Here is a 23,995-nt window from a genome sequence, read left to right as displayed (position 1 = left end):
TTCGCATCTCCTGTGTGGTAGGGAGGCCATGACCAAAAGCACTCGACCTGCGCCGTTCGGCTGCCCGGTAACGTTAGGTTTAAAGTCAACTTCAAGGTCGACGGGTTTTTTGGGTGGACTATGAGAACAGGCGAACTGGCGAAAATCAGCGGACTGGCGCCTTCACGTATCCCCGTTCCGGCTTTTCGCCTGGCACTGCCAAGATTGGCAAAAACCTCAAAGCAACCATTCAATGGCAGAATCACCTCAACGTGATTGTTTTGGAGAACACCATGCTTCGTGCGTTTGAACGAAGACTCGACCCCTTTCCTCCCGACGAGGTACCACCGCCACCCGAAGGCCTGGCTCGTTTCCTGTGGGCCTGTACGCGGGGCGCTCGCGGTTACATTCTGGTGTTTGCGCTGCTCAGTGCCGGCGTGTCGATTTACGAAGCCTGGTTGTTTTCGTTCCTCGGCCAGGTCGTGGACCTGCTCTCGACCTGGCAGGCAGGCGGCGAAGCGGCTGAGCAGGAACGCCGCGTGTTGTGGGGCATGGGCATCGTCATGGTGGCCAGTGTCGGGCTGGTGGCGTTGCGTACCATGGTGCAACACCAGATATTGGCGATTAACTTGCCGTTGCGGCTGCGCTGGGACTTCCATCGCCTGATGCTGCGGCAAAGCCTTTCGTTTTTTTCCGATGAGTTTTCCGGCCGGGTCACGACCAAGGTGATGCAGACAGCGCTGGCGGTGCGCGACCTGCTGTTCACCCTGATCGAGATCGCACCCGGGATCGGGGTGTATTTCATTGCGATCATCGCGCTGGCCGGCGGCTTCGCTTTGAAACTGATGCTGCCTTTCGTTGCCTGGGTCGTGTTGTTCGGGCTGGCCATGGGGTACTTCGTGCCTCGCTTGGGGAAAGTCGGGCAGGAACAGGCCAATGCGCGGTCGATGATGACCGGGCGTATCTCGGACGCCTACACCAACATCACGACGGTGAAGCTGTTCTCCCATTCCAATCGTGAAGCGCACTTCGCGCGTGCGGCGATGGAGGATTTCAAGCAGACCGGTTTTCGCCAGATGCGCCTGGTCAGCCAGTTCGAAATCGTCAACCAGGCGTTGGTGGTGGCGTTGATCATGGCCGCCGGTGGCTATGCGCTGTGGCTATGGCACCAGGGACAGGTCGGCGCGGGTGCCGTGGCGGCCATCACCGCCATGGCGTTGCGTATCAATGGCATGTCGCACTGGATCATGTGGCAAATGACCTCGCTGTTCGAGAGCATCGGCACCGTGCAGGATGGCATGGAGACCCTTACCCGCGGGCCAAAGGTGAAGGATGCGCCGGACGCGGGCGTGCTGGTGACCTCCGGTGGTGCGGTCACCTTCGATAAGGTGAGCTTCAATTACAACGGCGAACGCCAGGTGCTCGATGGCCTGAGCCTGAGCATCCGTGCGGGCGAAAAAATCGGCCTGGTGGGCCGCTCGGGCGCCGGCAAGTCCACGCTGATCAACTTGCTGCTGCGCTTTTACGACGTCGACAGCGGGGAGATTCGCATCGACGGCCAAAACATCGCACACGTGACACAAGACAGCCTGCGCGGCGCCATTGGCATGGTCACCCAGGATACCTCCTTGCTGCACCGTTCCATTCGCGACAACATCGCCTACGGCCGTCCCGATGCGACTGACGCGCAAATCCGCAACGCCGCGGCCAATGCCCAGGCCGATGAGTTCATCAGCCAACTGAGCGACCGCCAGGGCCATACCGGCTACGACACCCTGGTGGGTGAGCGCGGCATCAAGCTGTCGGGCGGCCAGCGCCAACGCGTCGCGATTGCCCGGGTGATGCTCAAGAACGCCCCGATCCTGCTGCTCGACGAGGCCACCAGCGCGCTGGACTCGGAAGTCGAAGTGGCCATTCAGGAAAGCCTCGATGAAATGATGCAGGGCAAGACCGTGATCGCCATCGCCCATCGGTTGTCCACGATTGCGGCCATGGACCGACTCATCGTCATGGATGACGGCCGCATCATCGAACAGGGCACCCACGCCGAATTGCTGGCAAAAAACGGCGTCTATGCGCGGCTGTGGCAGCATCAAAGCGGCGGGTTCCTGGGGGAGGATCAGGGCGTGGTCGAGGCGATGGACCAGGCGTGAGCGTGATGGGTGTATTAATTATTCCGGGTGACGCGCCCTGCAGTATCAGCGATGGTTGCGATAGCGTTCGGTCAAGGACTGCACGCGGTTGACGTAGGATTGCGTCTCGGCGTAAGGAGGTACCCCGTTGTATTCGGCCACGGACGCTTCGCCGGCGTTGTAACCTGCCAACGCCAGCATCTGGTTGCCGTTGAAGCGCTTGAGCAGCCAGGCCAGGTAGCGCACGCCGCCACGAATGTTCTGTCGTGCGTCGAACGGATCGTCCACGGCGAAGCGCTCGGCGGTGGCGGGCATCAACTGCATCAGCCCTTGGGCGCCTGCTTCGGAAATGGCGTTGGGGCGAAACGCCGATTCGGCATGAATCACTGCGCGGACCAGCGCCCGGTCGACGCCATAAAGACCCGAAGCGGCTTCGATCTCCCGCCGATAGGATTGAGTGTCCAGGCGCAGCGAGGCGACCTTGAAATCCTTCGGCGCCATGCACAGATAGCAGCCCTTGATGTAATAGAGCTCAAGGACATCGACCCGTGCGGAGATCCCGACAGGGCGTCGGCTTACATATTGACGAATCCCCCTGTGGATGAAGGTATACACCCGAATCCGCACCGCGCCTGGGTCGTCGTCTCGCACAAGCCGTGGCAAGGCCAATGCGTTGGTGCCGACACCGGCGTCCGCCATGCCATTGAGGCGAGTGCAGCGGGCGCTGCTAATGGCTTGGCTGGTGTAGCTGATGGTTCCGTCCCTGGCGTGGCACTTGAACATGGCGCTGGCGCACAGTGGAGCGGCCAGCAAGGCCAGCTCGATGCAGCCAAGAAGGCTCTTGCGAGCCCATCGCCATGCTCTGGAACTCATCACATCGCTCCGCGCCGCAGGCGCCGAACAGGCTTGGGGCGCCTGGCCCCGGCGCTGCCTTTGGAGTGCGGGTGCCCGCTTTTTGTTCTGATAGTTATACCCCTTGTAGCCGGCCTTGGAACTTGCGTTGACGTACGGGCTGCCGGGTGCCGGAAACGTTATTTCACGTCGGTAATGTTGGCTTAACTCAGAATGAGTTTTATCGCCTTTGGCAGGCCTGTTGGGTCGATTGTTTTCAATTGTAAGAGCCATTTACAGCTACTACACTCCAGCCCATGAAACGCTATCTGCGGTTTTGCATCATCTTCTTGATCAGCCTGGCGCTTCCCCTCAACGGGATGGCGGGCGTCCAGGCACCGACGGAACCTTGCCCAATGAAGGCCATGGGCATGGCGATGATGGACGACATGGGCATGGACTGCTGCAACGATATGAAAAGCCCTTCCGAGCACGGCAAGCCTTGCAAGCCGGGCCAGGAATGCAAGACAGGCGGGATGCTGCAAGTCTCGATCTTCAAGCCTCCCGTAACCTTGTTCAGCCCGGTAGCGATTTCCTTTTTCAGCGATTCTTTACCCCTACAGACCCCATCCGGGGTATGGCGACCGCCTCGCGTTTGATTCCTGTCCCACATTGAGCCGCATTCCGCGTTAGCGGGATGGACTAGCTGCGCGCATGCCTTTTGGCGCGTGCAGTGGATGATCACAGGAAACATAAACATGAACTCCAAGTGCTATTGCACAGGTTGGTCACGCGTGGCCGGTCTGGTGGCAAGCGTGCTGGCATCGCCGAGCTTCGCTGCCGCATTGACACTCGATGAAGCGTTGCGGTTGGCCGAAAACAATGCGCCGTCGCTGACCGCACAAGACGCCAAAATTCAGGCTGCCAGCAGTGCAGCCATTCCCGCCGGTGAACTGCCTGACCCCAAGCTAGTGCTGGGGGTGCAGAACTATCCCATTGGCGGTCCGGATCGCTGGAGCGTCGATCAGGACTTCATGACCATGCAAATGGTCGGCGTCAGGCAGGAGATGCCCAACAGCGACAAGCGCAAAGCACGGATTGAGGTTGCCGATGCGGCCGTGGATCGCGCCGCTGCGGAGCGTCGAGTCGAGCGCCTGAAGGTGCGCCAGTCCACGGCGTTGGCCTGGATCAGTAGCTACTCGGTGGAGCGCAAAGATGCGCTGTTCCAGGACTTCTACAAAGAAAATCGTCTGCTGACCGATACCGTCCGGGCCCGGATTGCCGGTGGTCGAGCTCAACCCGCTGATGCGGTGACACCCCAGCAGGAAGCGGCTCAACTGGCCGAGCAACAGGACGATCTGATTCTCCAGAGAGCACAGGCCCGGGCGGCGCTCAAACGCTGGATTGGCTCCGCCGCCAATGACAAGCCGGTTGGCAGTTTGCCTGAATGGCCAGTCGATACCTCTAGCTACTCCCATAAACTGCAACACCATCCCGAGTTGGCCGCGTTTGCGCCCATGACCCGCGAAGCGCAGGCCAAGGTTCGTGAAGCCGTGTCGCAGAAGCAGTCAGACTGGAGCTGGGAAGTGGATTACCAGCGCCGTGGCCGTGAGTTCGGCGATATGGTCAGCGTGCAGTTTTCCTGGGATTTACCGCTTTTTCCTGACGCTCGCCAAAATCCCAATATCGCAGCCAAACAGGCTGAACTCCGCCAGCTTGAGGCCGAGCGTGAAGCGCTGTCACGTGAGCGTACCCAGCAACTGGAAAACGAACTGGCTGACTATGAGCGCCTGAATCGTGCCGTGCGCCGCAACCAGGAAAGCCTGTTGCCGCTGGCTAAGGAAAAGGTCGAACTCAGCATGGCCAGTTATCGCTCGGGCAAAGGCGATTTGAACGCCGTTGTTGCCGCCCGACGAGAACTCATCGAGGCCCGCCTCAAACAGATCGATGTGCAAGAGCAGCGAGCGCTGACCGGTGCGCGGTTGTATTTTGCTTATGGGGAGTCCAGCCAATGATCCTTAAAAAGTGGAACGGGGCATGGCTGGTAGGCGTCTCGCTGGCATTGGGTGTTGCCGGTGGTTACTGGTTCGCTCACCAAGGCATGAGCGGAACACCCAATACCGCCCGGGAGCAGAGCCTCAAATCACCGGGCGAACGCCAAGCACTGTATTGGTACGACCCCATGTACCCGCAGCAAAAGTTCGATAAGCCGGGTAAGTCTCCCTTCATGGATATGCAACTGGTCCCCCAATACGCCAGCGGCGCAGGGGATCGTTCGAGCATCAGCATCGATCCGGGTGTGACCCAGAATCTCGGACTGCGTTTTGCAACGGTCACCCGTGGGATCGTTGATTCCACCCTCGAAGTGACAGGTGTCTTGGGATTCAACGAACGTGATGTCGCTGTGATTCAGGCACGCACCTCTGGTTTTGTGGAGCGGGTCTATGCCCATGCGCCCGGTGATGTGCTCAAAGCCAACGCGGCGTTGGCGGATATTCTGGTACCGGAATGGGCCGCTGCTCAGACTGAGTTCCTTGCCCTGAAGCGCAACGGTGATGCTGATTTGTTGGCCGCCGCCCGCCAACGACTGCGGCTCACAGGTATGCCGACAGCACTGATTACTCAGGTAGAGCGTGGCGGCAAGGTTCAGCCGTACCTGACGCTGACCAGCCCCATTGCCGGTGTGCTGCAAGAATTGAACGTCCGGTCGGGCATGACCGTGGCGACTGGCGATACTTTGGCACGCGTCAATGGCTTGAGCAGTGTCTGGCTAGCCGTGGCCGTTCCAGAATCGGATGGCGGATCGATTAGCGTGGGACAGGCAGTCGAAGCGCGTCTGCCAGCTTTCCCAGGGACAATACTCAACGGCAAGGTCAGCGCGATTTTGCCCGAGACCAATCCGGACAGCCGCACGCTTCGCGTACGTGTCGAGTTACCCAATACGGACGGGCGCCTCAGACCGGGTTTGACGGCACAGGTGCGCCTGAATCGTTCGTCCGGGCAGAGTGTGTTGTGGGTGCCGAGCGAGGCGGTGATTCGCACGGGCCGACGTGCCTTGGTGATGCTCGCCGAAGACGCCGGCCGCTTCCGCCCTGTTGAAGTGCAACTTGGGCAGGAGAGTGATGGCAAGTCGGCAATATTGAAAGGTCTGGAAGAAGGTCAGAAGGTGGTTGCGTCTGGTCAGTTCCTGCTCGACTCGGAGGCCAGTCTAAAGGGCATTGTTGCAAGCTTGGAGGAAGAGTCACCACCCGGCGCAGCAGCCTCCAGCTTTCATGAAGCGGATGGGCAGATCGTTGAGATCAACGATAAAGAAGTCACGCTCGCTCATGGCCCTTTCAAGACACTCGGCATGCCTGGCATGACGATGACGTTTCCACTGGCCAATCCGACGCTGATGCAGGGACTGAAAGCGGGTGACAAGGTTCGTATCGCGGTGAGTCAGTCCGATGATGGTTTGCGTGTTGAGCGCCTGGATAAATCGGGGAGCCAGCCATGATTGCTGCCCTCATTCGTTGGTCAGTGGCCAACCGATTCCTGGTGCTACTGGCGACTCTGTTTGTTACGGCCTGGGGCATCTGGTCGGTGCAAAGCACACCCATTGATGCACTGCCGGATCTCTCGGATGTTCAGGTGATCATTCGCACCCCTTATTCGGGACAAGCGCCGCAGATTGTCGAGAACCAGGTGACCTATCCGTTGGCCACCACCATGCTCTCGGTACCGGGCGCCAAGACGGTGCGTGGCTATTCCTTCTTCGGCGACAGCTTCGTTTACGTGCTGTTTGAAGACGGCACTGACTTGTACTGGGCTCGCTCGCGGGTGTTGGAGTACCTGAGCCAAATACAAGGTCGCTTGCCGGCCAGCGCCAAGCCGGCGCTGGGGCCGGATGCGACGGGGGTGGGCTGGATCTATCAGTACGCACTGGTGGATCGCAGTGGCGGACATGATCTGGCGCAGCTACGCGCACTTCAGGACTGGTTCCTCAAGTTCGAACTCAAGACCCTGCCCAACGTAGCGGAGGTGGCCACGGTGGGGGGCATGGTCAAGCAATATCAGGTGCAGCTTGATCCGCTCAAACTGGCCAGCCTCGGTATCACTCAGGCTGAGGTAACGGAGGCTATCGGCAAGGCCAATCAGGAAACCGGTGGTGCCGTGCTGGAGATGGCAGAGACCGAGTTCATCGTGCGGGCTTCCGGCTACCTGAAGACGCTTAATGACTTTCGGGCGATCCCTCTCAAGCTGGCTTCGGGAGGCGTGCCGATAACCCTTGGCGATGTCGCCACCCTTCAGTTGGGGCCGGAGATGCGGCGGGGCATCACTGAACTCGACGGCGAAGGCGAGACGGTCGGCGGCGTGGTGATTTTGCGCAGCGGCAAGAACGCTCGCCAGACCATTGCAGCGGTCAAGACCAAGCTCGATGAACTGAAAAGCAGTTTGCCGGCTGGAGTGGAAATCGTCACCACCTACGACCGCAGCAAGCTGATCGACCGCGCCGTGGAAAACCTCAGCCACAAGCTCATCGAAGAGTTCATCGTTGTCGCGCTGGTCTGCGGGATCTTTCTCTGGCACCTGCGCTCATCGCTGGTGGCGATCATCTCCCTGCCGGTTGGTGTGTTGATTGCCTTCATCGTTATGCGCTATCAGGGAATCAACGCCAACATCATGTCCTTGGGCGGGATTGCCATCGCCATCGGCGCCATGGTCGATGCCGCCGTGGTGATGATCGAGAACGCCCATAAGAAGATCGAGGCCTGGCATTCGGCCAATCCTGGGGAGGAACTGAAGGGGGAGCGTCATTGGCATGTGATGACCGAAGCAGCGGCGGAGGTTGGCCCGGCGCTATTTTTCTGCTTGTTGATCATCACCTTGTCGTTCATTCCAGTGTTCACCCTCGAAGCGCAGGAAGGGCGACTGTTTGGCCCGTTGGCTTTCACCAAAACCTACGCCATGGCCGCAGCGGCGGGATTGTCAGTGACCCTGGTGCCCGTGCTGATGGGTTACTGGATTCGGGGGCGAATCCCCAGTGAACAACTGAACCCGTTGAACCGGTGGTTGATTCGCATCTATCAGCCGGCCCTGGACGCAGTCTTGCGTCGACCAAAGATCACGCTGCTGGCGGCGTTCCTGGTTTTTGTCAGTGCGCTATGGCCAATGTCTCGTTTGGGTGGCGAGTTTCTCCCGCCGCTGGACGAGGGTGATCTGCTCTACATGCCTTCGGCTTTGCCGGGCTTGTCGGCGCAGAAAGCGGCGCAACTGCTGCAACAGACTGACCGTCTGATCAAGACCGTGCCCGAGGTCGAACACGTCTTCGGTAAAGCGGGGCGCGCTGAAACCGCCACCGACCCCGCACCGCTGGAAATGTTCGAAACCACCATCCAGTTCAAGCCACATGAGCAATGGCGTGCAGGCATGACCCAGGAAAAACTGGTGGAAGAACTGGATCGAGTGGTGCGAGTCCCTGGGCTGACCAATATCTGGATACCACCGATACGCAACCGTATCGACATGCTGGCTACGGGTATCAAGAGTCCTATCGGCGTGAAAGTTGCCGGCACCAACCTGACGCAGATCGATACCGCTACTCAGGCAGTCGAGCGTGTGGCCAAGGGCGTGGCCGGCGTCAGTTCGGCTCTGGCCGAGCGGCTGACCGGTGGCCGCTACATTGATGTGGATATTGACCGCAAGGCCGCTGCTCGCTACGGACTGAATATCGCCGACGTGCAGTCCATCGTGGCCGGTGCTATCGGGGGTGAGAATGTCGGGGAAACCATCGAAGGGCTCGCGCGCTTCCCGATCAACGTGCGTTACCCACGGGAATGGCGTGACTCGGTCGGTGCCCTGGAGCAATTACCCATCTATACCCCGTCAGGCAGTCAGATCACTTTGGGCACAGTGGCGACGGTCAAGGTGAACGATGGTCCACCAATGCTCAAAAGTGAAAACGCGAGGCCCTCAGGTTGGGTGTACATCGATGTGCGAGGTCGGGATATTGCTTCGGTGGTCAGTGATTTACGTCGGGGCATCAATGAGCAGGTCAAGTTGCAGCCCGGCATGAGCCTGAGTTACTCGGGACAGTTCGAGTTTCTCGAAAGGGCCAACGCAAGACTCAAGCTGGTAGTTCCTGCCACGCTGTTGATCATCTTCGTGTTGCTCTACCTGACGTTCGCCCGCTTCGATGAGGCCCTACTGATCATGGCCACTCTGCCATTCGCACTGACGGGCGGAGCATGGTTCCTCTATCTGCTGGGGTTCAACCTGTCGGTCGCCACCGGGGTCGGCTTCATTGCCTTGGCCGGTGTTTCTGCCGAATTTGGCGTGATCATGCTGCTGTACCTGAAGAACGCCTGGGCCGAGCGTGAGGATCTCGGCGACGACACCGAGCGTGGACTGGTTGCGGCGATTCGCGAGGGCGCCGTGCAGCGCGTTCGCCCCAAGGCCATGACCGTGGCCGTCATCATTGCCGGACTGTTGCCCATCTTGCTGGGAAGTGGCACCGGCAGTGAAGTGATGAGCCGCATTGCCGCGCCCATGGTGGGCGGCATGATCACGGCTCCCTTGCTTTCCCTGTTTGTCATTCCGGCAGCCTATCGTTTGATGCGTCGTCGGCACCTCAAAGCTGAACCCGTCCACGGTCAAGGAAAATCCGTATGAAACTGATGCAGATTGCAGTTGCCAGTACCGCATTTACGCTTTCACGTTCTGCCCACTCGGAGGACATGCCGGGTATGAAAATGGACGGTAGGGAGGGCATGCAAATGGAGCAGGAAATAAACCAGGCTCACTTATACCGTCACTCAGTCAGAACATGCAGTCTTCGCCTGCCCACAGCAGCCAATGAGCCGAATCGAGAAAAACTCGGATATTGACGTTGATGCTCAAGTCAATACACGCAGAATGCCGCCGAGGAGTTGGCTTTTTTTACAAGCGACCGAGGCTGCCTTGGGTTTGGCGTTGCACTGTTTTTTCATAGTCGCGGGCCCTGGTCCGAGCTCCGTCTTTACAGACGAGGAATCGGTGTAACACAAAAAAGCGGTCACTGAAGTCCAGCGACCGCTGTCACTTTCAAGCAGGCAACGTAAGCGAAACAAGCTATACGAGATAGGGGGTATGAAACATCCCGATCGCCGGGACCTATCGGATTGCCGATTGGCAGCCATACTTCTGCATCAACGGCACCGTTCCCGGGGTTGCCACGGTGGTACGCCGAATGAATGCGACCTTCCGGTCATTGAACTGCGCTGGAGGTGCTTAATGCTGTCCTTGCTCTCTGAACGTCCATTGATCTGGGGCCTGGCCTTGATCCTGATCGATATGGTGATGTGGCGTGTGGTCGGTTCCCATCGGTACAACTGGAAAGTACTCGCGCGCTTGGTCATTTTTTCGTTGTACAGCGTGCTGTTGTTCCATGAAGGCTTGAGCCCATGGGAGCCGGCGCCCTCGATCGATGACGCGCCGCTGCAATTTGCGCACACGGTATTGCAGATTATCTGGTGGCTGTTCGGGGCGCGTACTCTCACGGTGATGATCGGCGCCGTGATGATGTATCGGGTAGGGCACGCCGGGCGGTTACTCCAGGACTTGCTCGGCGCGGTGATCTTCCTGGTCGCGGTGATCGCCGCGCTGGCTTATGTGCTCAACCTGCCGGTCAAGGGGGTTCTGGCGACGTCCGGGGCCTTGGCGATCATTGTCGGTCTGGCCCTGCAAAGCACCCTCAGTGACGTCTTTTCTGGAATCGTCCTGAACACCACCAAGCCCTATAAAATCGATGACTGGATCGCCATCGACGGCACCGAAGGCCGGGTGACCGACATCGATTGGCGTGCCACGTTCCTGCAAACCTCCCAAGGCAGCATGATCGTGATTCCGAATTCGATGGCGGCCAAGGCCAAGATCACCAACTTCAGTCGGCCCAGCGATATGTTCGGTGTTTCGATCAGTTTGTTGATCAGCCCGCATGTGCGTCCAAACAAGGTCTTCGATGCCCTTGAGCGGGCAGCCCAAGGCTGCCGCATTCTGTTGACCAAACCCGCTCCCAAGGTCACGATAAAAAGTACCGGTGGCAATGGCGTAGAATACGAAGTCAGCGGCTTTGTGCTGTCGATGGATCAGAAGCGTACGGTGCGCAATCAAATGTACGATCTGGCGTACCGGCATTTGCTGGCGGCCGGTATCAGCTGGATATCGACCATTGAACATAGTGAGCCTGCGCGTCTGTCGCGAGCCAGAGCCTTGCTGGACAACACCAGCATTTTCTCGACCAACTTGAGCGAGGAAGACAAGGACCACGTCAGCCAGAACATGACCCTGCAGTCCTTTCCCCCTGGCGAAGTCATTCTGGCGGGTGGGCAGGTCAGCTCGCAGTTGTACATCATTGAGTCCGGCGTGGTGACGGTGGCGTTGTTTCGTGGAGGCGTCAAATTCGAAGCCGGGCGCATGGGGCCGGGGGAGGTGATCGGCGAAGGCGGGATCGTCTCGGGAACAGCGCTGCCGGCGGAGTTCGCCGCGCTGACTTTTTGCAATCTGTATCGGATCGAACGGGATTATCTCCAGCCGTGCGTGGAGGCTCGTCACGAGATGTGTCAAGCGATGAAGGCGTTGCTGGATTTCCGCTTGCAGATAGCACATACGATGACTCAGGAAGAGCCGAAGGCCATCGAGAAAAAAGGTTTCCTGCAGTGGCTGCGCAGCCGGGTGTGATCGGTCATCAGGCATCGAAAAGGGGATTTATTTTTCTATCACTGTCCGCTTTTGGCTGTGGATTCAACCTGTCGAGCTGAGCGGTGAAACATGTCTTTGATTACCCGCCAGCGCCATCAACGCAAATCCTGCGGCTCCTGATCTTCGGTGACCTCCTGCCAGCTGTCATCGGGATCAAACCGTTTCATCGACTGTGCGAGTTTATAACCCTCGGGTCCCAGGTCTTTCTCAAACACCTGGCCCTCATGGCTGATCATGAAACTCATCACTCCGGTGTCATCGTATTTCGCCGGCCAGGCAATGAGGGCAAAGCCACGGCTCATCTTGTCGCCGATGAGGTAGCTGTAGGCGCCGCCAGGTGCCGAGGGACCTTGTCCGTCGAGGATTCGGAAGTGGTAACCATGCCAGTCTTCATCGGCGATGGCTTTGCCGAACAGCGGCCCCAACGGGCTGATTTGACCGCTGTCATCGTCCGCCCAATAAAGTCCGTCGTGCTTGCCGGGAGTGCTGAAGATTTTCTGCGCATATTCCAGGGCACCGTCCCCGTCACGGTCCACTGACGCATAGTCCATCTGGGCGTCGTGATAGGTCAGCACCGATTGCACCGCGGCCAGTTCGTTGCTGCCGATTCGCCGCGTACGGATTTCGGCGCTACCGGCCTTCATGTCGAAGCGCCAACCCTTTTCGGCTTTTACCAAAGGTATTGGCAGCGTCCAGTGGTCACTGCCGACCGACAGGACAGCTTTTCGCTCACTGGTTTTTTCGATGGCATGTTGCTCGCGGTAAAGCTTTAAAAACGCATCCACGTCACTGCGCTGGACGCCACCTCGCGGGATGTAACTGCGCCAGTCTTCACCCAGCAGCTGTGTCAGGCGTTCCTGATCGGCGTGTTTCGTGCCCAGTGCTTCGACGAACGCCTGGGCCGCCTTTTCCGGGGTTGGAAATGCCTGCTGTGCCGTAGCCACGCATGACCATGCCAGGCTGCCGATCATCAGGATACGAGGTAGCAAGCCCATGAATGCTTTCTCTTGAGGATGGTTTTTCAACGCCGGCCCCCCCCTCGTTGGCGCATGGGAGGACTGGATGGCCTGCTGATCTGATGACCGGCGGATCGCGCAGCACTGGGGCGCGTGGCGGATGCCTGGCTAGTACGGCCACGCAAGGCCTGGGCGTTCGATCGGGACGGCGAGCGTGCGCCGGCGAATGCGTTATTGCGGGCGCTGCCGGCACTGGCGGTCGGGCGCTTTTGCGTTCCCTGGCGCGCCTGGGATTCCTGGCGGCGCTGAGCGGTCTGGGCGGTCTGTTGTCTGGGTTGCTGATTTTCCCGGATGTTTCTACCCGTGCCTTGGCCTCTGTCAGACGCCTTCGGTCTGTCTGCACCGGCCTGCATGCGATTACCGACCGAGGGTTCGGACTGCGCTCTGCGCGTTTGATCTCGGGCCTGGCGATTGCTGGTGGCCGGTCGTTCGATACCGTGTCTGTCCATTGAACTGCGGGCATTTTCTCGGGCCTGGGCGCGTTGGGCATTGTCCCCGCGAAATGCCTGACGTTGATTGGCACCGTCCAGTTGTCGGCCGTACTGCTGACGGCTCCTGCTGTCTCGATAGGGAACGCCATCGCGGTGAATGGAGTTGTGCTGCCACTTGTTCTGGTTCCTGTTGATCTGGGTGTTGCGATTGATGTTGTTGTAGCGGTCGACATCGATGTCGATGTCGTTGTTGTCCCAGTCACAGTCACCCCACAACGAGGCGACGATCGCCACGCCGGTCCCGAACGCCAGCCCGGCCATCAAGGCCGATCCGGGGTAATACGCGGGAGGCGGTGGATAGTAGACGGGTGGAGAAGCAGGGTAGGCCCAGGTGCCATAGGTCGTGGTCGGATTGTAAGTGGGGACGTACACCACCTGCGGGTCGGCAGGCTCGATGACGATGGTGGTGGAGCTGCTGGCCGGGGCCTGGGCCGCTGGTGCTGGTGCGGGGGCAGGGGCCGCCTGAACCGTCACGTTCTGGTATTGGTTGCTCTGCAGGTTGCCTGCTGCCTGCGCCTGATGACGCAAGCGTTGCACGCCGTCCATGACATCGTCGGGTTGCGCCAGAAAGGCATCGCCCAGGCGCTGCACCCAGACGGGGTCTTGTCCGAGCGTCGCCAGGACCTGCGGGAATGCGACCAGCGCCTGTACGCTGGGGTCCCAGGTCTGGCTCGATACCTGTTTGACCGCGTCATCGCCCTTGGCGTCCGGATGGGCCTTGGACCAGGTGACTGCCTCGGCGATTTCCCCGGGGTAGGTGCTGGCCATCAGCACCTGTGCCAACAGTGGGTCCGGGTAGAGCGCAATGGGCGCCAGCATCTGGTCCAATTGCTCCTGGGTAAACACCACATCTTTGGACGGTGCCGTCAGGGGCGCTGTATCGGCAGCGTTGGCGGGTCCCTGCGGCGTCTGCGCCAGGCAGGAAAAACCCGTTAAAACCAATACAACAGACACTGTGTAAAGTAGAGAAGTGCGCATCGCCCCACCTCATGTGGTCAGGCAGGCTTGAGAAGGCTGGATCAATGTCGGGGAATGAAAGCAGCCGACCTCGATGACAAAAATAAGGGTAGCAGAGACCTACGTTTTAGCCGCCGTAGACTGGAAATTGATCTACTGAGGGCGCGATAGCTGAAAGTTGTTGTCAATGATGGTTTGCACGATTTCCACCGAGCCGTTTATGGCGAACTGAGCCCCCATGCATACGAGTAGAAAGCCCATCAGGCGTGATATCGCATCAATGCCTGACTCCCCTGTTATTTTCATGATTAATCCTGAACTGCGCAGGCAGACCCAGAGAATCATCGCCGTAAACAAGAAGATCAATGGTGGCGCGGTCAGTAGCACCCAGGCTGGAAATAACGTGCTGTGTTTTATGGTCGCCGAAGCGCTGATAATCATTGCGATGGTTCCAGGCCCGGCCGTACTGGGCATGGCCAGCGGAATGAAAGCGAAACTGGCTTGTTCCGTTGGGTTGTTCGCGGTAGCAGACGCCTGGACCGGCGGCGGGAAGAGCATCTTCAAGCCCATTATGATGAGAATGCCACCGCCTGCCATTCGCAAGCCCGGAATGGATATGTTGAAAGCGTCCATCACAAACTCACCGATGTAATAGGTCAGTGCCATGATGAGAAAAACATAGAACGAAGTTTCAAGCGCCTGTCTGTTTTTTTCTTTTTGGGTAAGGCCTTTGCTCAGGGCGATGAATAAAGCCACTGTGGTAGGTGGATTGGTCAGTGGCAGTAACGCCAGTAAGCCAAGCGCGATTGCATTCAACAAATCTGTCATATCGAAGCGTCCGCAGCAGCCTTCTTCAAGGCCTTTGCTTGTCAGGCACCTTAACGCGAGGTTTTGATCTTCATGACCTCGGTGTAGATGGCATTGATTGTCTGACCCACCTGGAGCTTCTTCATTCGGGCCGTAAAGCCGACCGCGGCCATGATCGAGGCAATGGCAACAACGACAAGGGAGGGGATCGGTTTCATGGGCCTGTTTTTCTTTTGTTGGCAGGTAGAACAGCGCTATGGATTACCGGTGGGAACGTTTTGCGCACAGGTCATAGCATAGACATTGATTGCCGGGCTTTCCCTTATGGTTCTGACAAGACGTCCGGGCGACCAGCGTCATAGTGTCGAAGATCAGCGCCCTGGGCCGGCAGTGCCCAGGGCAGGATGCCTCATGGAATTGGAAAGTCCGGTATGTGCGGCGGGCAAGATGAAGGCTTAACTAACCATCACCTCGTCCAGTGCCTGCTCGAGGGTGCTGACCGTGCGCTCGATATTGTGCAGCTTTTCGAGTCCGAACAGACCGATGCGGAAAGTCTGGAAGTCGGCCGGTTCGTCACATTGCAACGGCACTCCGGCGGCGATTTGCAGACCGTGGCTGGCAAATTTCTTGCCGCTCTTGATGTCGGCATCATCGGTGTAGCTCACCACTACGCCAGGGGCCTGAAAGCCGGCTGCGGCCACGCTTTTGATGCCTTTGCCGGTTAACATTGCGCGTACCCGATCGCCCAAAGCCTGTTGTTCGTCACGGACCTTGTCGAAGCCGTAGGCTTGCGTCTCTTTCATCACGTCGTTAAACCGCGCGAGGGAATCGCTGGGCATGGTCGCATGGTAGGCATGTCCGCCCTGTTCGTAGGCCTGCATGATCTGAAGCCACTTTTTCAGGTCGCAGGCGAAGCTGCTGCTCTGCGTCTGTTCGATGCGCTCGAGGGCCAAGGAACTGAGCATCACCAGGGCGCAGCAAGGGGAGGCGCTCCAGCCTTTCTGTGGTGCGCTGATCAGCAGGTCGACGGCGCATTTGTGCATATCAACCCAAAGCGTGCCTGAGGCGATGCAGTCCAGCACGAACAGGCCACCCACTGCATGCACGGCGTCGCCGACGGCCCGCAGGTACTCGTCGGGCAGGAGAATCCCTGATGAGGTTTCAACGTGGGGGGCGAAGACAATCTGCGGCTTGTGCGCCGCAATGGCTGCCAGCACTTCGTCCAGCGGGGGAGGGGCGTAGGCGGCCTGGCGACCCGTGTCGACCGGTCGGGCTTTGAGCACCGTAGTGGCCGCCGGGATGTTGCCCATCTCGAGGATCTGGCTCCAGCGATAACTGAACCAGCCGTTGCGTATCACCAGGCATTGCTGGTCGGTGGCAAACTGTCGCGCCACCGCTTCCATGCCGAATGTGCCGCTGCCCGGGACCACCGCAACAGCCTGGGCGTTGTAGACCTGTTTCAGGGTCCTGGAAATGTTCCTCATCACGCCTTGAAATGACTGCGACATATGGTTGAGCGAGCGGTCGGTGTAGACCACTGAGTACTCGACCAGCCCTTCGGGATCGACACTGGGATATAGCTGTGACATAGGTGACTCCTTCGACAGAGATCTCAGTGGTATCGACCCTGCCCTAAGGCTTGGCAAAAGACAAGATTGCTCGGGATGGAATGACGACTTCTGTCGAGCGGCCGGCATCATCAGGTCGATTACCGGACGTATTGGTGAGATCGAGCATTAAGTAGTAGCCAAATCTTGAAGTAAGACGGTGAGCGTTCCGATTAATGCCACTGACGCTTTATTTCCTGCCACTGGATGTCTGACAGCCACTTATCTGCCGCCGGAAAGAAAATGTTCTCCTCAGCATCCATATGATCGTAATATTTCGTGATGAAGTCATCGATAGCGTCAGCGATTACTCTCGTCTCCTGAGTTGAGTTCTCCAACATCTTGAGCTGTCCAGCAATGCGCTCAAATGCTTGATGATCTCGCTCGATATCTTTGACCCGTTGGTGGATCGGTGCCTTGGTCGCTAGCAAGGCCCACCGAATAAGCTCTTCATTTTCATGGTGGTGTCTCTCTGCATCACCATGCAAGGCTTCCAGCAGCTTAAACAACAGCTTGCAGTCATCGGCACTCGCGGATTCATGCCTCATCCTCTCCAGCAATCCTTTGATCTGAGTAATTTTGAGAGCTACCTCATGATGATAGGTGTGCAGTTTTTTCAGCAAGACGTTCATGTAAAATCCTCACTAATACACCAATAAACCACAGACTAAATATTATTAAACACCAACCTCCAAGGATAGCCAGATATATCAATTACCCTCATCACTAATACCTACAACCCAAGCACTCACTGGCGCGCATTTAACTTTTTTATTATAGTCTGGCGCACAACTCTCGCCCCAACAAATTTTCCGCCCTTGGATGAATTTGAAATATCAAGTGAATGCTCATATGCGCTATGCGAGCTACTTGAGACGCTTGCTGGAGTCGTTCAGTCAACCAAGTGTTCCCGTCGCGGCGGTCTACCCAGTCGGTAATTGCTCATCGATAACTGTTCGAGCTTTTACTGACTGGGTAGGGACGTGTGTGCCAAGCGCGCGCATGACGAAATGCGCCTCCAACGCGATCGGATTGGACTGCCGTTATCTCCAATCGAGCCGCGCGTGGATGTCTGCAAATGTCCACTTTTGGCCGATAGGTGCGTGTTGCGAAGGGCTTCATTCGACCCAAAAGTGCGAAAATCACAAGTGCCAACGAAACACGTGGCAATTCATCCAACGGGCATGACTGACCTGATGTGCCATGCCATGCCATGCCATGCCATGCCAAGGCAAGGCAAGGCAAGGCAAGGCAAGGCAAGGCAGATGGTCGGGTGCATGACTAACGCCTAAGTATGTAGCCGATGGTTATGGTGGCTATACGGCCAAGAGGATGTCGCAGTATCCTCCAGTGCACCGTGTGATGGGGCAGCCAGTTCCTCCAGATGGTTAATGACGTCGTCCGGTTTGAGCACCAATACGTCGCTGTCCAGGGTGTCTAAAATCATCTCGGCGGTGTTGCCGATCAATGCGCCGGATAGTCCGGTACGGGCCACGCTGCCGATCACCGTGAGCACGGCTTCGAGCTTGCGTGCGATGTGCGGGATCAGCACATCGGCAGGACCTTCTTCGATATGCAGGCGGTCGTCGCTGACGTCGAATTCGGCCTGGAATGTCTTGCACAGTTCGCGATACAGCCCCTGAATGCTTTCTTTGAGTTGGAACTTAGAGTCGGCCGCCGACAGCATGGGATAGGGATGAGCGCTCAACATATGCAGGGTGCCGCCGGCCAGTGCGGCGATGTCATAGCCGTGGCTGACGATGCCGGAATGCAGGACGCGATGCTCCATGTCACTGCTGCCAGCATCTATTGCCACGAGGATGGTGCCACCGACCCACGGCTTTGCGGATTTCACGATAAGCACCGGACTGGGGCAGTATCGCAGTATCTTCCAGTCCTCTGGGGTGAGCAGGGCCTTCATCAGCGGGGTGTCAGGCAGGTGCTGCTTGATCACCAGGCCGCAGCCCTCCGCTTGCTGGGTGGCGATGATGGTCTTGTGTGAACTCCCATGCCATGCCTGCTGGGTGCTGACGCTAAAACCCTCCGCTACCAGGACGCCTTGCATGTCGTTCAAGTAGGAGCAGTGCTGCTGTCCCTTGTCACAGGCCAGCAGATGCAGGTGCGACTGGGTCGCGCTGGCAATCATTCTGGCTCTATTCAGTGTCAGGTCGTTGGACTGCTGCGAGTCCACCACCACCAAGGTATTGCGAATGGTGTGCATGAGCGTCTTCCTGTGCAGGAGTGCAGTTTTTATGTTGGGCGGCGGCACGGCGTTCTAGACGTATGCCGTTTCGGGGTGTACGCGTTAGGCCACCCCTTATCCGCCCGTCAACCGAAAGCTCACTTACCGACATCATGCACGCGACAGCTAAAATCGAATGCCTGCCGGCCCAGCCCAATTGTTGACGCTTGATTCGAGTTGGCAGTAATTACTGAATCGGCTGCTGATCACTCATGCAACTGCGCAAGTTAAGCATTGGCGCTGTTCTACCATTGCATCTATATTGAGTTGTAACGCGGCCGGTACACTTCGTTCCGACTAAATTGCGTTCTTCCTGATGGTTGCGCTACTGGTAAAGACGCGTGTGAACCTCGACCGCGTTCAGTTCCAAGCCTGCGCCTATCCGCCCGCGCCTTTATTACGCGCAGATGGATACCTCCGACCTTGGTGGAATAAATCGAGTTGATCTTTTGCAGGCGTTTTTTTCCGCTCAACTCGGTTGCCAAGTATGACGAATATTCAGCTTAAGGCTTAGTTAGTTGGTCGGTTGAGTTAGTTGATTTTCACCTAAGAGCTCCCTGAATCGACCCTGTTCGATCTGACGGAAATGCGCTGTTAGGCTGGTTGGACGGCTGAAGCATGTCCGGTATAAGCACAATTTGAATGTGCCTGAATGACAGTTCTGGCCGATAGCGGTTGGGTGATGGTTCTTTTACATGGATATTTCAAGGTCGAAATCGTCCTTTATAGTTTCTATCCGGTTATCCAATCGTCCTCAAAGTAGGGCATAAGGCCTGAACAGCATCCGGGATGTATCGCTGACGCCCCCTAAGTGTTTATCGTATGCCTGCTCAATCTGACCCGTTCGGTACATTTACTTAGTGCCCTATCGATCAGCAGTCGGAAGTTTTCATGGTTTCGATCGACCATCATTGAGGTCGTTGAATACTCAACAATACGGTCGAGAAGTACAAGTTTTCCGGTGGCGTATTTGTCAGCGAGCTCATGTTTGAGCATCGTGCGTTCGGCAAAAAAATCTGCGTTGCCTTCGGCGACACGCTGAAGACCCACGCCAGTGTCTTGCACCGGGACGAGCGTGGCGACGACTCTTAACGATCGCATCTGGCAGAGATCGATTACATATCCACTGGCTTTACCAGCTACCTGGGTACCAAGCGGTGCGAAGTCAGGTACATACCCGAGAGCCACGGAGTGACTGTTGCGCACCCGTTCAACGGTATCGGCTTCCGCGACAGCGGGTATCAGGGAAAGCAGGCAGGCAAGAAGCAGGTCGATGGCCTTGCTCGATTTTGCCCTCATTGCTCACTTTCCCGTCACGGGTTTCTTTTGATGGGCAACGGTCCAGCTTCACATTATTTCTGGCGAAACCACCCACACGCTGCATGGCATCTTGTATAGCAGATGTTCCACGGTGCTGCCGACCAATCGCTCCATGGCACCGTGACCAACGCGTCCCATGACAATGACATCAGTGTCATAAGCCCTGGCATAGCTGGAAAGCACCTTGGCCGGATTGCCCATGATCATGTGCTGGTGCTCCGGTGTAATCCCGTTGCGCTCCGAAAGCTCGCGGAACGCGTCAGCCTGCGCATCGAAAAGTGTCTTGGCTTTGCTCGAAGAAAAAAATGCCGAACCATTACTGAAGCCAAATTCATCTGCGCTGATGGATGAGAGGTCATGGGCGTAGATCACGTCGAGCTCGGCGTTGCAGGTAATGGCCAGTTTCGACGCCTCGTGCAAGATCCTGTCGTTGAAGCCTTCATATTGGTCATCACGATGAAAAGGGTCGACGGCGGCGACGATTTTACGCGGCAAAGCGTGGTGCATATGGCTGACAAAATGCAGCGGTACCGGGCATTCGCGCAGCAGATGGATATCCAGTGGAGTAAACATCAGGCGCGACAGCAGGGATTCGTGCTCCAGTGCCTTGATCACAACAGCCATCTGCTGTTCTTTCAGATGAATGAGGATTTCTTGCAACGGCCGCTCCACCCACACCACTTCAGTGGTGACGTGAACCCCGATTTTACGCAACGGTCTGGCCTGGTCTTCAAGCCATTGGCGATGACGCTCGACATAGCCCAGCCGCATCTGTTCCAGCGCTTGTTCGTTGACCATTCCAGCCGTCGCAAGCCCTTCGAGGTAATCGAACGCCACGATGTGCAGTGCCGCATCCGAAGCCTTGGCCAGCGCGGCAGCCCGGTCAAAGGCAGGGCTGTTTTCCATCAACGGTGAAACGATCAGCATGAAACGTGATTGATCAGACATGACAGATCTCCGGTAGGTATTCGCGCAATGGGCTGCACCCATGACTGGGGCGTTGGGCAGTAACGCCTTGCTCTTATCCTGCAACTGGCCGGAACGGCGGGTTTGATCTGTATCAACTGAGAGGGGGAAGGACGCTGTCGGCCGACGTGCGGTTGCCCAAGGTTCGTCCAGTGACGAAATAGTTGACCATTATCAATCCTTCGTTCGCCACGCTGGCGCAGTCTTTGGGTTCGTGCTGAACGTTGGCTTACGTGACAAAGGAGGGCACACAATGGCAATCATGAAAGCGGCTGTGTTCGTCGAACGAAACCGGATCGTGCTGGAAGACAAGCCCATCCCTGAAGTCGGGCCGCTGGATGCATTGATCCGGATCACCACCACGACCATTTGTGGCACCGACGTACACATCCTGCGCGGTGAGTATCCAGTAGCCAAAGGCCTGACCGTGGGTCACGAGCCGGTGGGCATCATTGAGCGGCTGGGTTCACAGGTGCGAGGTTTTGTCGAAGGCCAGCGGGTGATTGCCGGTGCTATCACGCCCAGCGGACAGAGTTATGCCTGCCTGTGTGGTTGCGGCTCACAGGACGGTCCGGACACCCGTCATGGTTTCCGTGCCATCGGGGGCTGGAAGTTTGGCAACACTATCGACGGCTGCCAGGCCGAGTACGTGCTGGTACCGGATGCCATTGCCAATTTGTGCCCGATTCCCGACGGGCTCAGTGACGAGCAGGTGTTGATGTGCCCGGACATCATGTCCACCGGGTTTTCCGGGGCAGAGCGCGGCGAAGTGACCATTGGCGATACGGTTGCCGTGTTTGCCCTTGGGCCAATAGGCCTCTGCGCGGTGGCGGGTGCACGACTTAAAGGCGCGACGACGATTATTGGCGTCGATGCCGTGGCTGAGCGAATGGACGTCGCGCGACAATTGGGCGCAACCCATGTCGTCAACTTCAAGGACGGTAACGTGGTCGAGCAGATCATGGCCCTGACCGACGGTCGGGGTGTCGATGTGTCTATTGAGGCACTGGGAACTCAGGGGACATTCGAATCCGCACTGCGGGTACTGCGTCCGGGTGGTCGACTGTCCAGCCTCGGCGTTTACTCCAGCGATCTGCATATTCCCCTCGACGCCTTCGCCGCAGGGTTGGGCGACTACAGCATCGTCACCACACTGTGCCCCGGTGGAAAAGAGCGCATGCGTCGCTTGATGGCGGTGGTGCAGGGCGGTGGTGTGGACCTGTCGCCGCTGGTGACTCACCGCTTCAAACTTGATGATATCGAGGCGGCTTATGAGTTGTTTGCTCACCAACGGGACGGCGTAATGAAGGTCGCCATTACGCCCTGACGGTAGGCGGGACGAATCTCGATGTCGAACGGAGGTATCTATGATCATTGATATCACGCAGAAACCGACTAGCCATTGCTGGGTCGTGCGCATGGATGCTTTGGAAGTGAACTTCAATAGCCTGGGCCAGGCACAGGCTTTCGTTGGCCAACTCAAGGCACGTATCGATGCACCGCATGCCTGGCCCATACCCTCTGGTTCGGCAGCCTTTGCCAGACCGATGTCCGCTCCTCGAACGGCAAGCCCCAAGGGCGAAGAGGTTCGCGCCGACCTCGTGGAGTAATGCGTTGGGTCGGCATCGGACGAGGCTCAGGCGGATGACAGCCCAATGAACGAAACCTTCGGGATGGCGGGTGCAGCGGCTGCGCTGGGGATTGGCATGCTCATCGGCCTTGAGCGCGAACGACACAAGGGACAGGAGGAGACCCGTGCTTGTGCCGGTTTGCGGACGTATGCGATCACGGCATTGTTGGGTTATGTGGCGATGCAGCTCGGTGGCAACCTGCTGATCAGCATCGTCGCGATCATTCTGGGGGTGCTGGTCACCGTAGCGTACTGGCGCAGCCTGGGCGATGACCCCGGTGTGACCAGTGAAGTGGCGTTGCTCAGTGTCTTGGTGCTGGGAGGGCTGTGTGGTTCGAGGCCTGCGCTGGCGATTGCCATCGGCGTAGCGATCGCGGGGCTACTGGCCTATCGACAGAAGCTGCACTACTTCGCCCGCAGTCAATTGACCGATGCCGAGCTGGGTGACGGCCTGATCCTGTTGACTGCCGCGCTGGTCGTGCTTCCCCTGGCGCCGGACCGCTTTATCGGCCCCTACGGTGGCATCAATTTGCGCACCATTTGCACCCTGACGGTTTTGCTGATGGCAGTGGGGGCGATTGGGCATATTGCTGTTCGTACGCTCGGTCCCCGTTATGGTTATGCCATCAGCGCCATTGCCTCCGGGTTTGCCTCCAGTACAGTGACGATCGCCGTCATGGGTCATCTCGTCGCACGGCAGCTCGACAACATGAAGGTCCTGAGCGCGGCCGCGATCCTGTCGAACATGGCCACCTTCTTTCAGGTGGCGATGATCCTGGGGGCGGTTGACGCCGGCTTGCTGCGCCACATGTGGGGGCCTCTGATTGCCGGCGCCGTCGCGGCTGCGCTATATGGCGCGTGTCTAATGTTCCCCAGGCAGGCCACCGACGCCAACCAGCCAATCAAGGTCGGCGGTGCGTTCAACCTCAAACTGGCCCTGATCGTCACGTTGGCCATGACCGCAATCACCTTTGTTTCGTCCATGATGCTCAGCCATTTCGGTCAGGTGGGGGTCATGTTGACGGCCACGTTCGCCGGTCTTGCGGATGTGCATGCCTCGACGGCGTCGGTTGCCACGCTGGCCAAATCCGGTCAGTTGCCGTTCGATGCCATTGTCGGCCCTGTGCTGATTGCAATCAGCAGCAACTCCATCAGCAAGTGCGTGGTGGCGTGGGTCAGCGGTGGACGACGGTTCGCCGCCTACGTGATTCCGGGCCAGGTGTTGCTGACGCTGGCGATGTGGGCGGGCATGGGGGTGTCCTGACAGACATCGCGCGGGTAACTGACAAAAATCAAGTG

Annotated in this window: 18 protein-coding genes and 2 pseudogenes; 10 read left to right on the top strand and 10 right to left on the bottom strand. The window is 58.0% G+C overall.

What is annotated here, in order from left to right:
- Nucleotides 1-272 precede the first annotated feature (272 nt).
- Entirely contained in the window at nucleotides 273-2,132 is a 1,860-nt protein-coding gene (locus AC07ZE_RS16820) for an ABC transporter ATP-binding protein (RefSeq protein ID WP_207265794.1), read from the top strand.
- 45 nt (nucleotides 2,133-2,177) lie between these two features.
- On the opposite strand, the gene AC07ZE_RS16815 is transcribed toward AC07ZE_RS16820, so the two are convergent.
- Nucleotides 2,178-2,984, bottom strand: a complete 807-nt coding sequence (locus AC07ZE_RS16815) for a lytic transglycosylase domain-containing protein (protein WP_207265793.1) — start codon at nucleotides 2,982-2,984, stop codon at nucleotides 2,178-2,180.
- Between the two features lie 275 nt (nucleotides 2,985-3,259).
- Between AC07ZE_RS16815 and AC07ZE_RS16810 the strand changes: the two genes are divergently transcribed.
- The 6 genes and pseudogenes from AC07ZE_RS16810 (at nucleotide 3,260) to AC07ZE_RS16785 (ending at nucleotide 11,639) form a co-directional block, all read left to right on the top strand.
- On the top strand, nucleotides 3,260-3,601 hold the full coding sequence (locus tag AC07ZE_RS16810; protein ID WP_207265792.1) for a hypothetical protein: 342 nt from the start codon (nucleotides 3,260-3,262) through the stop codon (nucleotides 3,599-3,601).
- 99 nt (nucleotides 3,602-3,700) lie between these two features.
- Entirely contained in the window at nucleotides 3,701-4,957 is a 1,257-nt protein-coding gene (locus AC07ZE_RS16805; protein WP_207265791.1) for a TolC family protein, read from the top strand.
- Nucleotides 4,954-6,438, top strand: coding sequence for an efflux RND transporter periplasmic adaptor subunit (locus AC07ZE_RS16800; protein ID WP_207265790.1), 1,485 nt, complete (start codon nucleotides 4,954-4,956; stop codon nucleotides 6,436-6,438). Before AC07ZE_RS16805 ends, AC07ZE_RS16800 begins: the two co-directional genes overlap by 4 nt.
- Nucleotides 6,435-9,593, top strand: coding sequence for an efflux RND transporter permease subunit (locus AC07ZE_RS16795; protein WP_207265789.1), 3,159 nt, complete (start codon nucleotides 6,435-6,437; stop codon nucleotides 9,591-9,593). Before AC07ZE_RS16800 ends, AC07ZE_RS16795 begins: the two co-directional genes overlap by 4 nt.
- Nucleotides 9,590-9,721, top strand: a pseudogene (locus AC07ZE_RS16790) (copper-binding protein); the annotation flags it as partial. The gene AC07ZE_RS16795 and the pseudogene AC07ZE_RS16790, both read left to right, overlap by 4 nt.
- Nucleotides 9,722-10,193: 472 nt before the next feature.
- The gene (locus tag AC07ZE_RS16785; protein WP_207265788.1) at nucleotides 10,194-11,639 is read left to right on the top strand and encodes a mechanosensitive ion channel family protein; all 1,446 of its coding nucleotides are present in this window, start codon (nucleotides 10,194-10,196) and stop codon (nucleotides 11,637-11,639) included.
- Nucleotides 11,640-11,755: 116 nt separating this feature from the next.
- On the opposite strand, the gene AC07ZE_RS16780 is transcribed toward AC07ZE_RS16785, so the two are convergent.
- From AC07ZE_RS16780 to AC07ZE_RS16740, 9 genes and pseudogenes are all read right to left on the bottom strand, one after another.
- Nucleotides 11,756-12,655, bottom strand: a complete 900-nt coding sequence (locus AC07ZE_RS16780) for a DUF2950 domain-containing protein (protein ID WP_207265787.1) — start codon at nucleotides 12,653-12,655, stop codon at nucleotides 11,756-11,758.
- 26 nt (nucleotides 12,656-12,681) lie between these two features.
- Nucleotides 12,682-14,145 carry a DUF3300 domain-containing protein gene (locus AC07ZE_RS16775; protein WP_207265786.1) on the bottom strand — a complete coding sequence of 488 codons (1,464 nt, stop codon included), beginning with the start codon at nucleotides 14,143-14,145 and terminating at the stop codon, nucleotides 12,682-12,684.
- A 132-nt stretch (nucleotides 14,146-14,277) separates the two neighbouring features.
- Nucleotides 14,278-14,952, bottom strand: coding sequence for a MarC family NAAT transporter (locus AC07ZE_RS16770; RefSeq protein WP_207265785.1), 675 nt, complete (start codon nucleotides 14,950-14,952; stop codon nucleotides 14,278-14,280).
- Between the two features lie 50 nt (nucleotides 14,953-15,002).
- A complete protein-coding gene (locus AC07ZE_RS16765) occupies nucleotides 15,003-15,149 on the bottom strand; it encodes a hypothetical protein (RefSeq protein ID WP_207267910.1) in 147 nt (48 codons plus the stop codon).
- Nucleotides 15,150-15,386: 237 nt separating this feature from the next.
- Complete coding sequence (locus AC07ZE_RS16760; protein WP_207265784.1) at nucleotides 15,387-16,520, bottom strand: pyridoxal-phosphate-dependent aminotransferase family protein; 1,134 nt, start codon at nucleotides 16,518-16,520, stop codon at nucleotides 15,387-15,389.
- Between the two features lie 191 nt (nucleotides 16,521-16,711).
- Nucleotides 16,712-17,170 carry a hemerythrin domain-containing protein gene (locus tag AC07ZE_RS16755; RefSeq protein WP_207265783.1) on the bottom strand — a complete coding sequence of 153 codons (459 nt, stop codon included), beginning with the start codon at nucleotides 17,168-17,170 and terminating at the stop codon, nucleotides 16,712-16,714.
- A 656-nt stretch (nucleotides 17,171-17,826) separates the two neighbouring features.
- Nucleotides 17,827-18,759, bottom strand: a complete 933-nt coding sequence (locus tag AC07ZE_RS16750) for a universal stress protein (protein ID WP_207265782.1) — start codon at nucleotides 18,757-18,759, stop codon at nucleotides 17,827-17,829.
- A 775-nt stretch (nucleotides 18,760-19,534) separates the two neighbouring features.
- Nucleotides 19,535-20,079, bottom strand: a pseudogene (locus tag AC07ZE_RS16745) (type 2 periplasmic-binding domain-containing protein).
- Between the two features lie 48 nt (nucleotides 20,080-20,127).
- Nucleotides 20,128-21,048 carry a universal stress protein gene (locus AC07ZE_RS16740; protein ID WP_207265781.1) on the bottom strand — a complete coding sequence of 307 codons (921 nt, stop codon included), beginning with the start codon at nucleotides 21,046-21,048 and terminating at the stop codon, nucleotides 20,128-20,130.
- A 271-nt stretch (nucleotides 21,049-21,319) separates the two neighbouring features.
- On the opposite strand from AC07ZE_RS16740, the gene AC07ZE_RS16735 reads away from it, so the two are divergent.
- Genes AC07ZE_RS16735 through AC07ZE_RS16725 form a run of 3 tightly spaced genes read left to right on the top strand, consistent with a single transcriptional unit; the run spans nucleotide 21,320 to nucleotide 23,960 of the window.
- A complete protein-coding gene (locus AC07ZE_RS16735) occupies nucleotides 21,320-22,393 on the top strand; it encodes an NAD(P)-dependent alcohol dehydrogenase (RefSeq protein ID WP_207265780.1) in 1,074 nt (357 codons plus the stop codon).
- 40 nt (nucleotides 22,394-22,433) lie between these two features.
- A complete protein-coding gene (locus AC07ZE_RS16730; RefSeq protein ID WP_207265779.1) occupies nucleotides 22,434-22,676 on the top strand; it encodes a hypothetical protein in 243 nt (80 codons plus the stop codon).
- Between the two features lie 45 nt (nucleotides 22,677-22,721).
- The gene (locus AC07ZE_RS16725; protein WP_207265778.1) at nucleotides 22,722-23,960 is read left to right on the top strand and encodes an MgtC/SapB family protein; all 1,239 of its coding nucleotides are present in this window, start codon (nucleotides 22,722-22,724) and stop codon (nucleotides 23,958-23,960) included.
- Nucleotides 23,961-23,995: the final 35 nt, after the last annotated feature.

Source organism: Pseudomonas sp. GW101-3H06 (assembly GCF_059424605.1).
The sequence above is the reverse complement of the archived record's forward strand: the minus strand, read 5'-3'. Positions and strand labels throughout refer to the sequence as shown.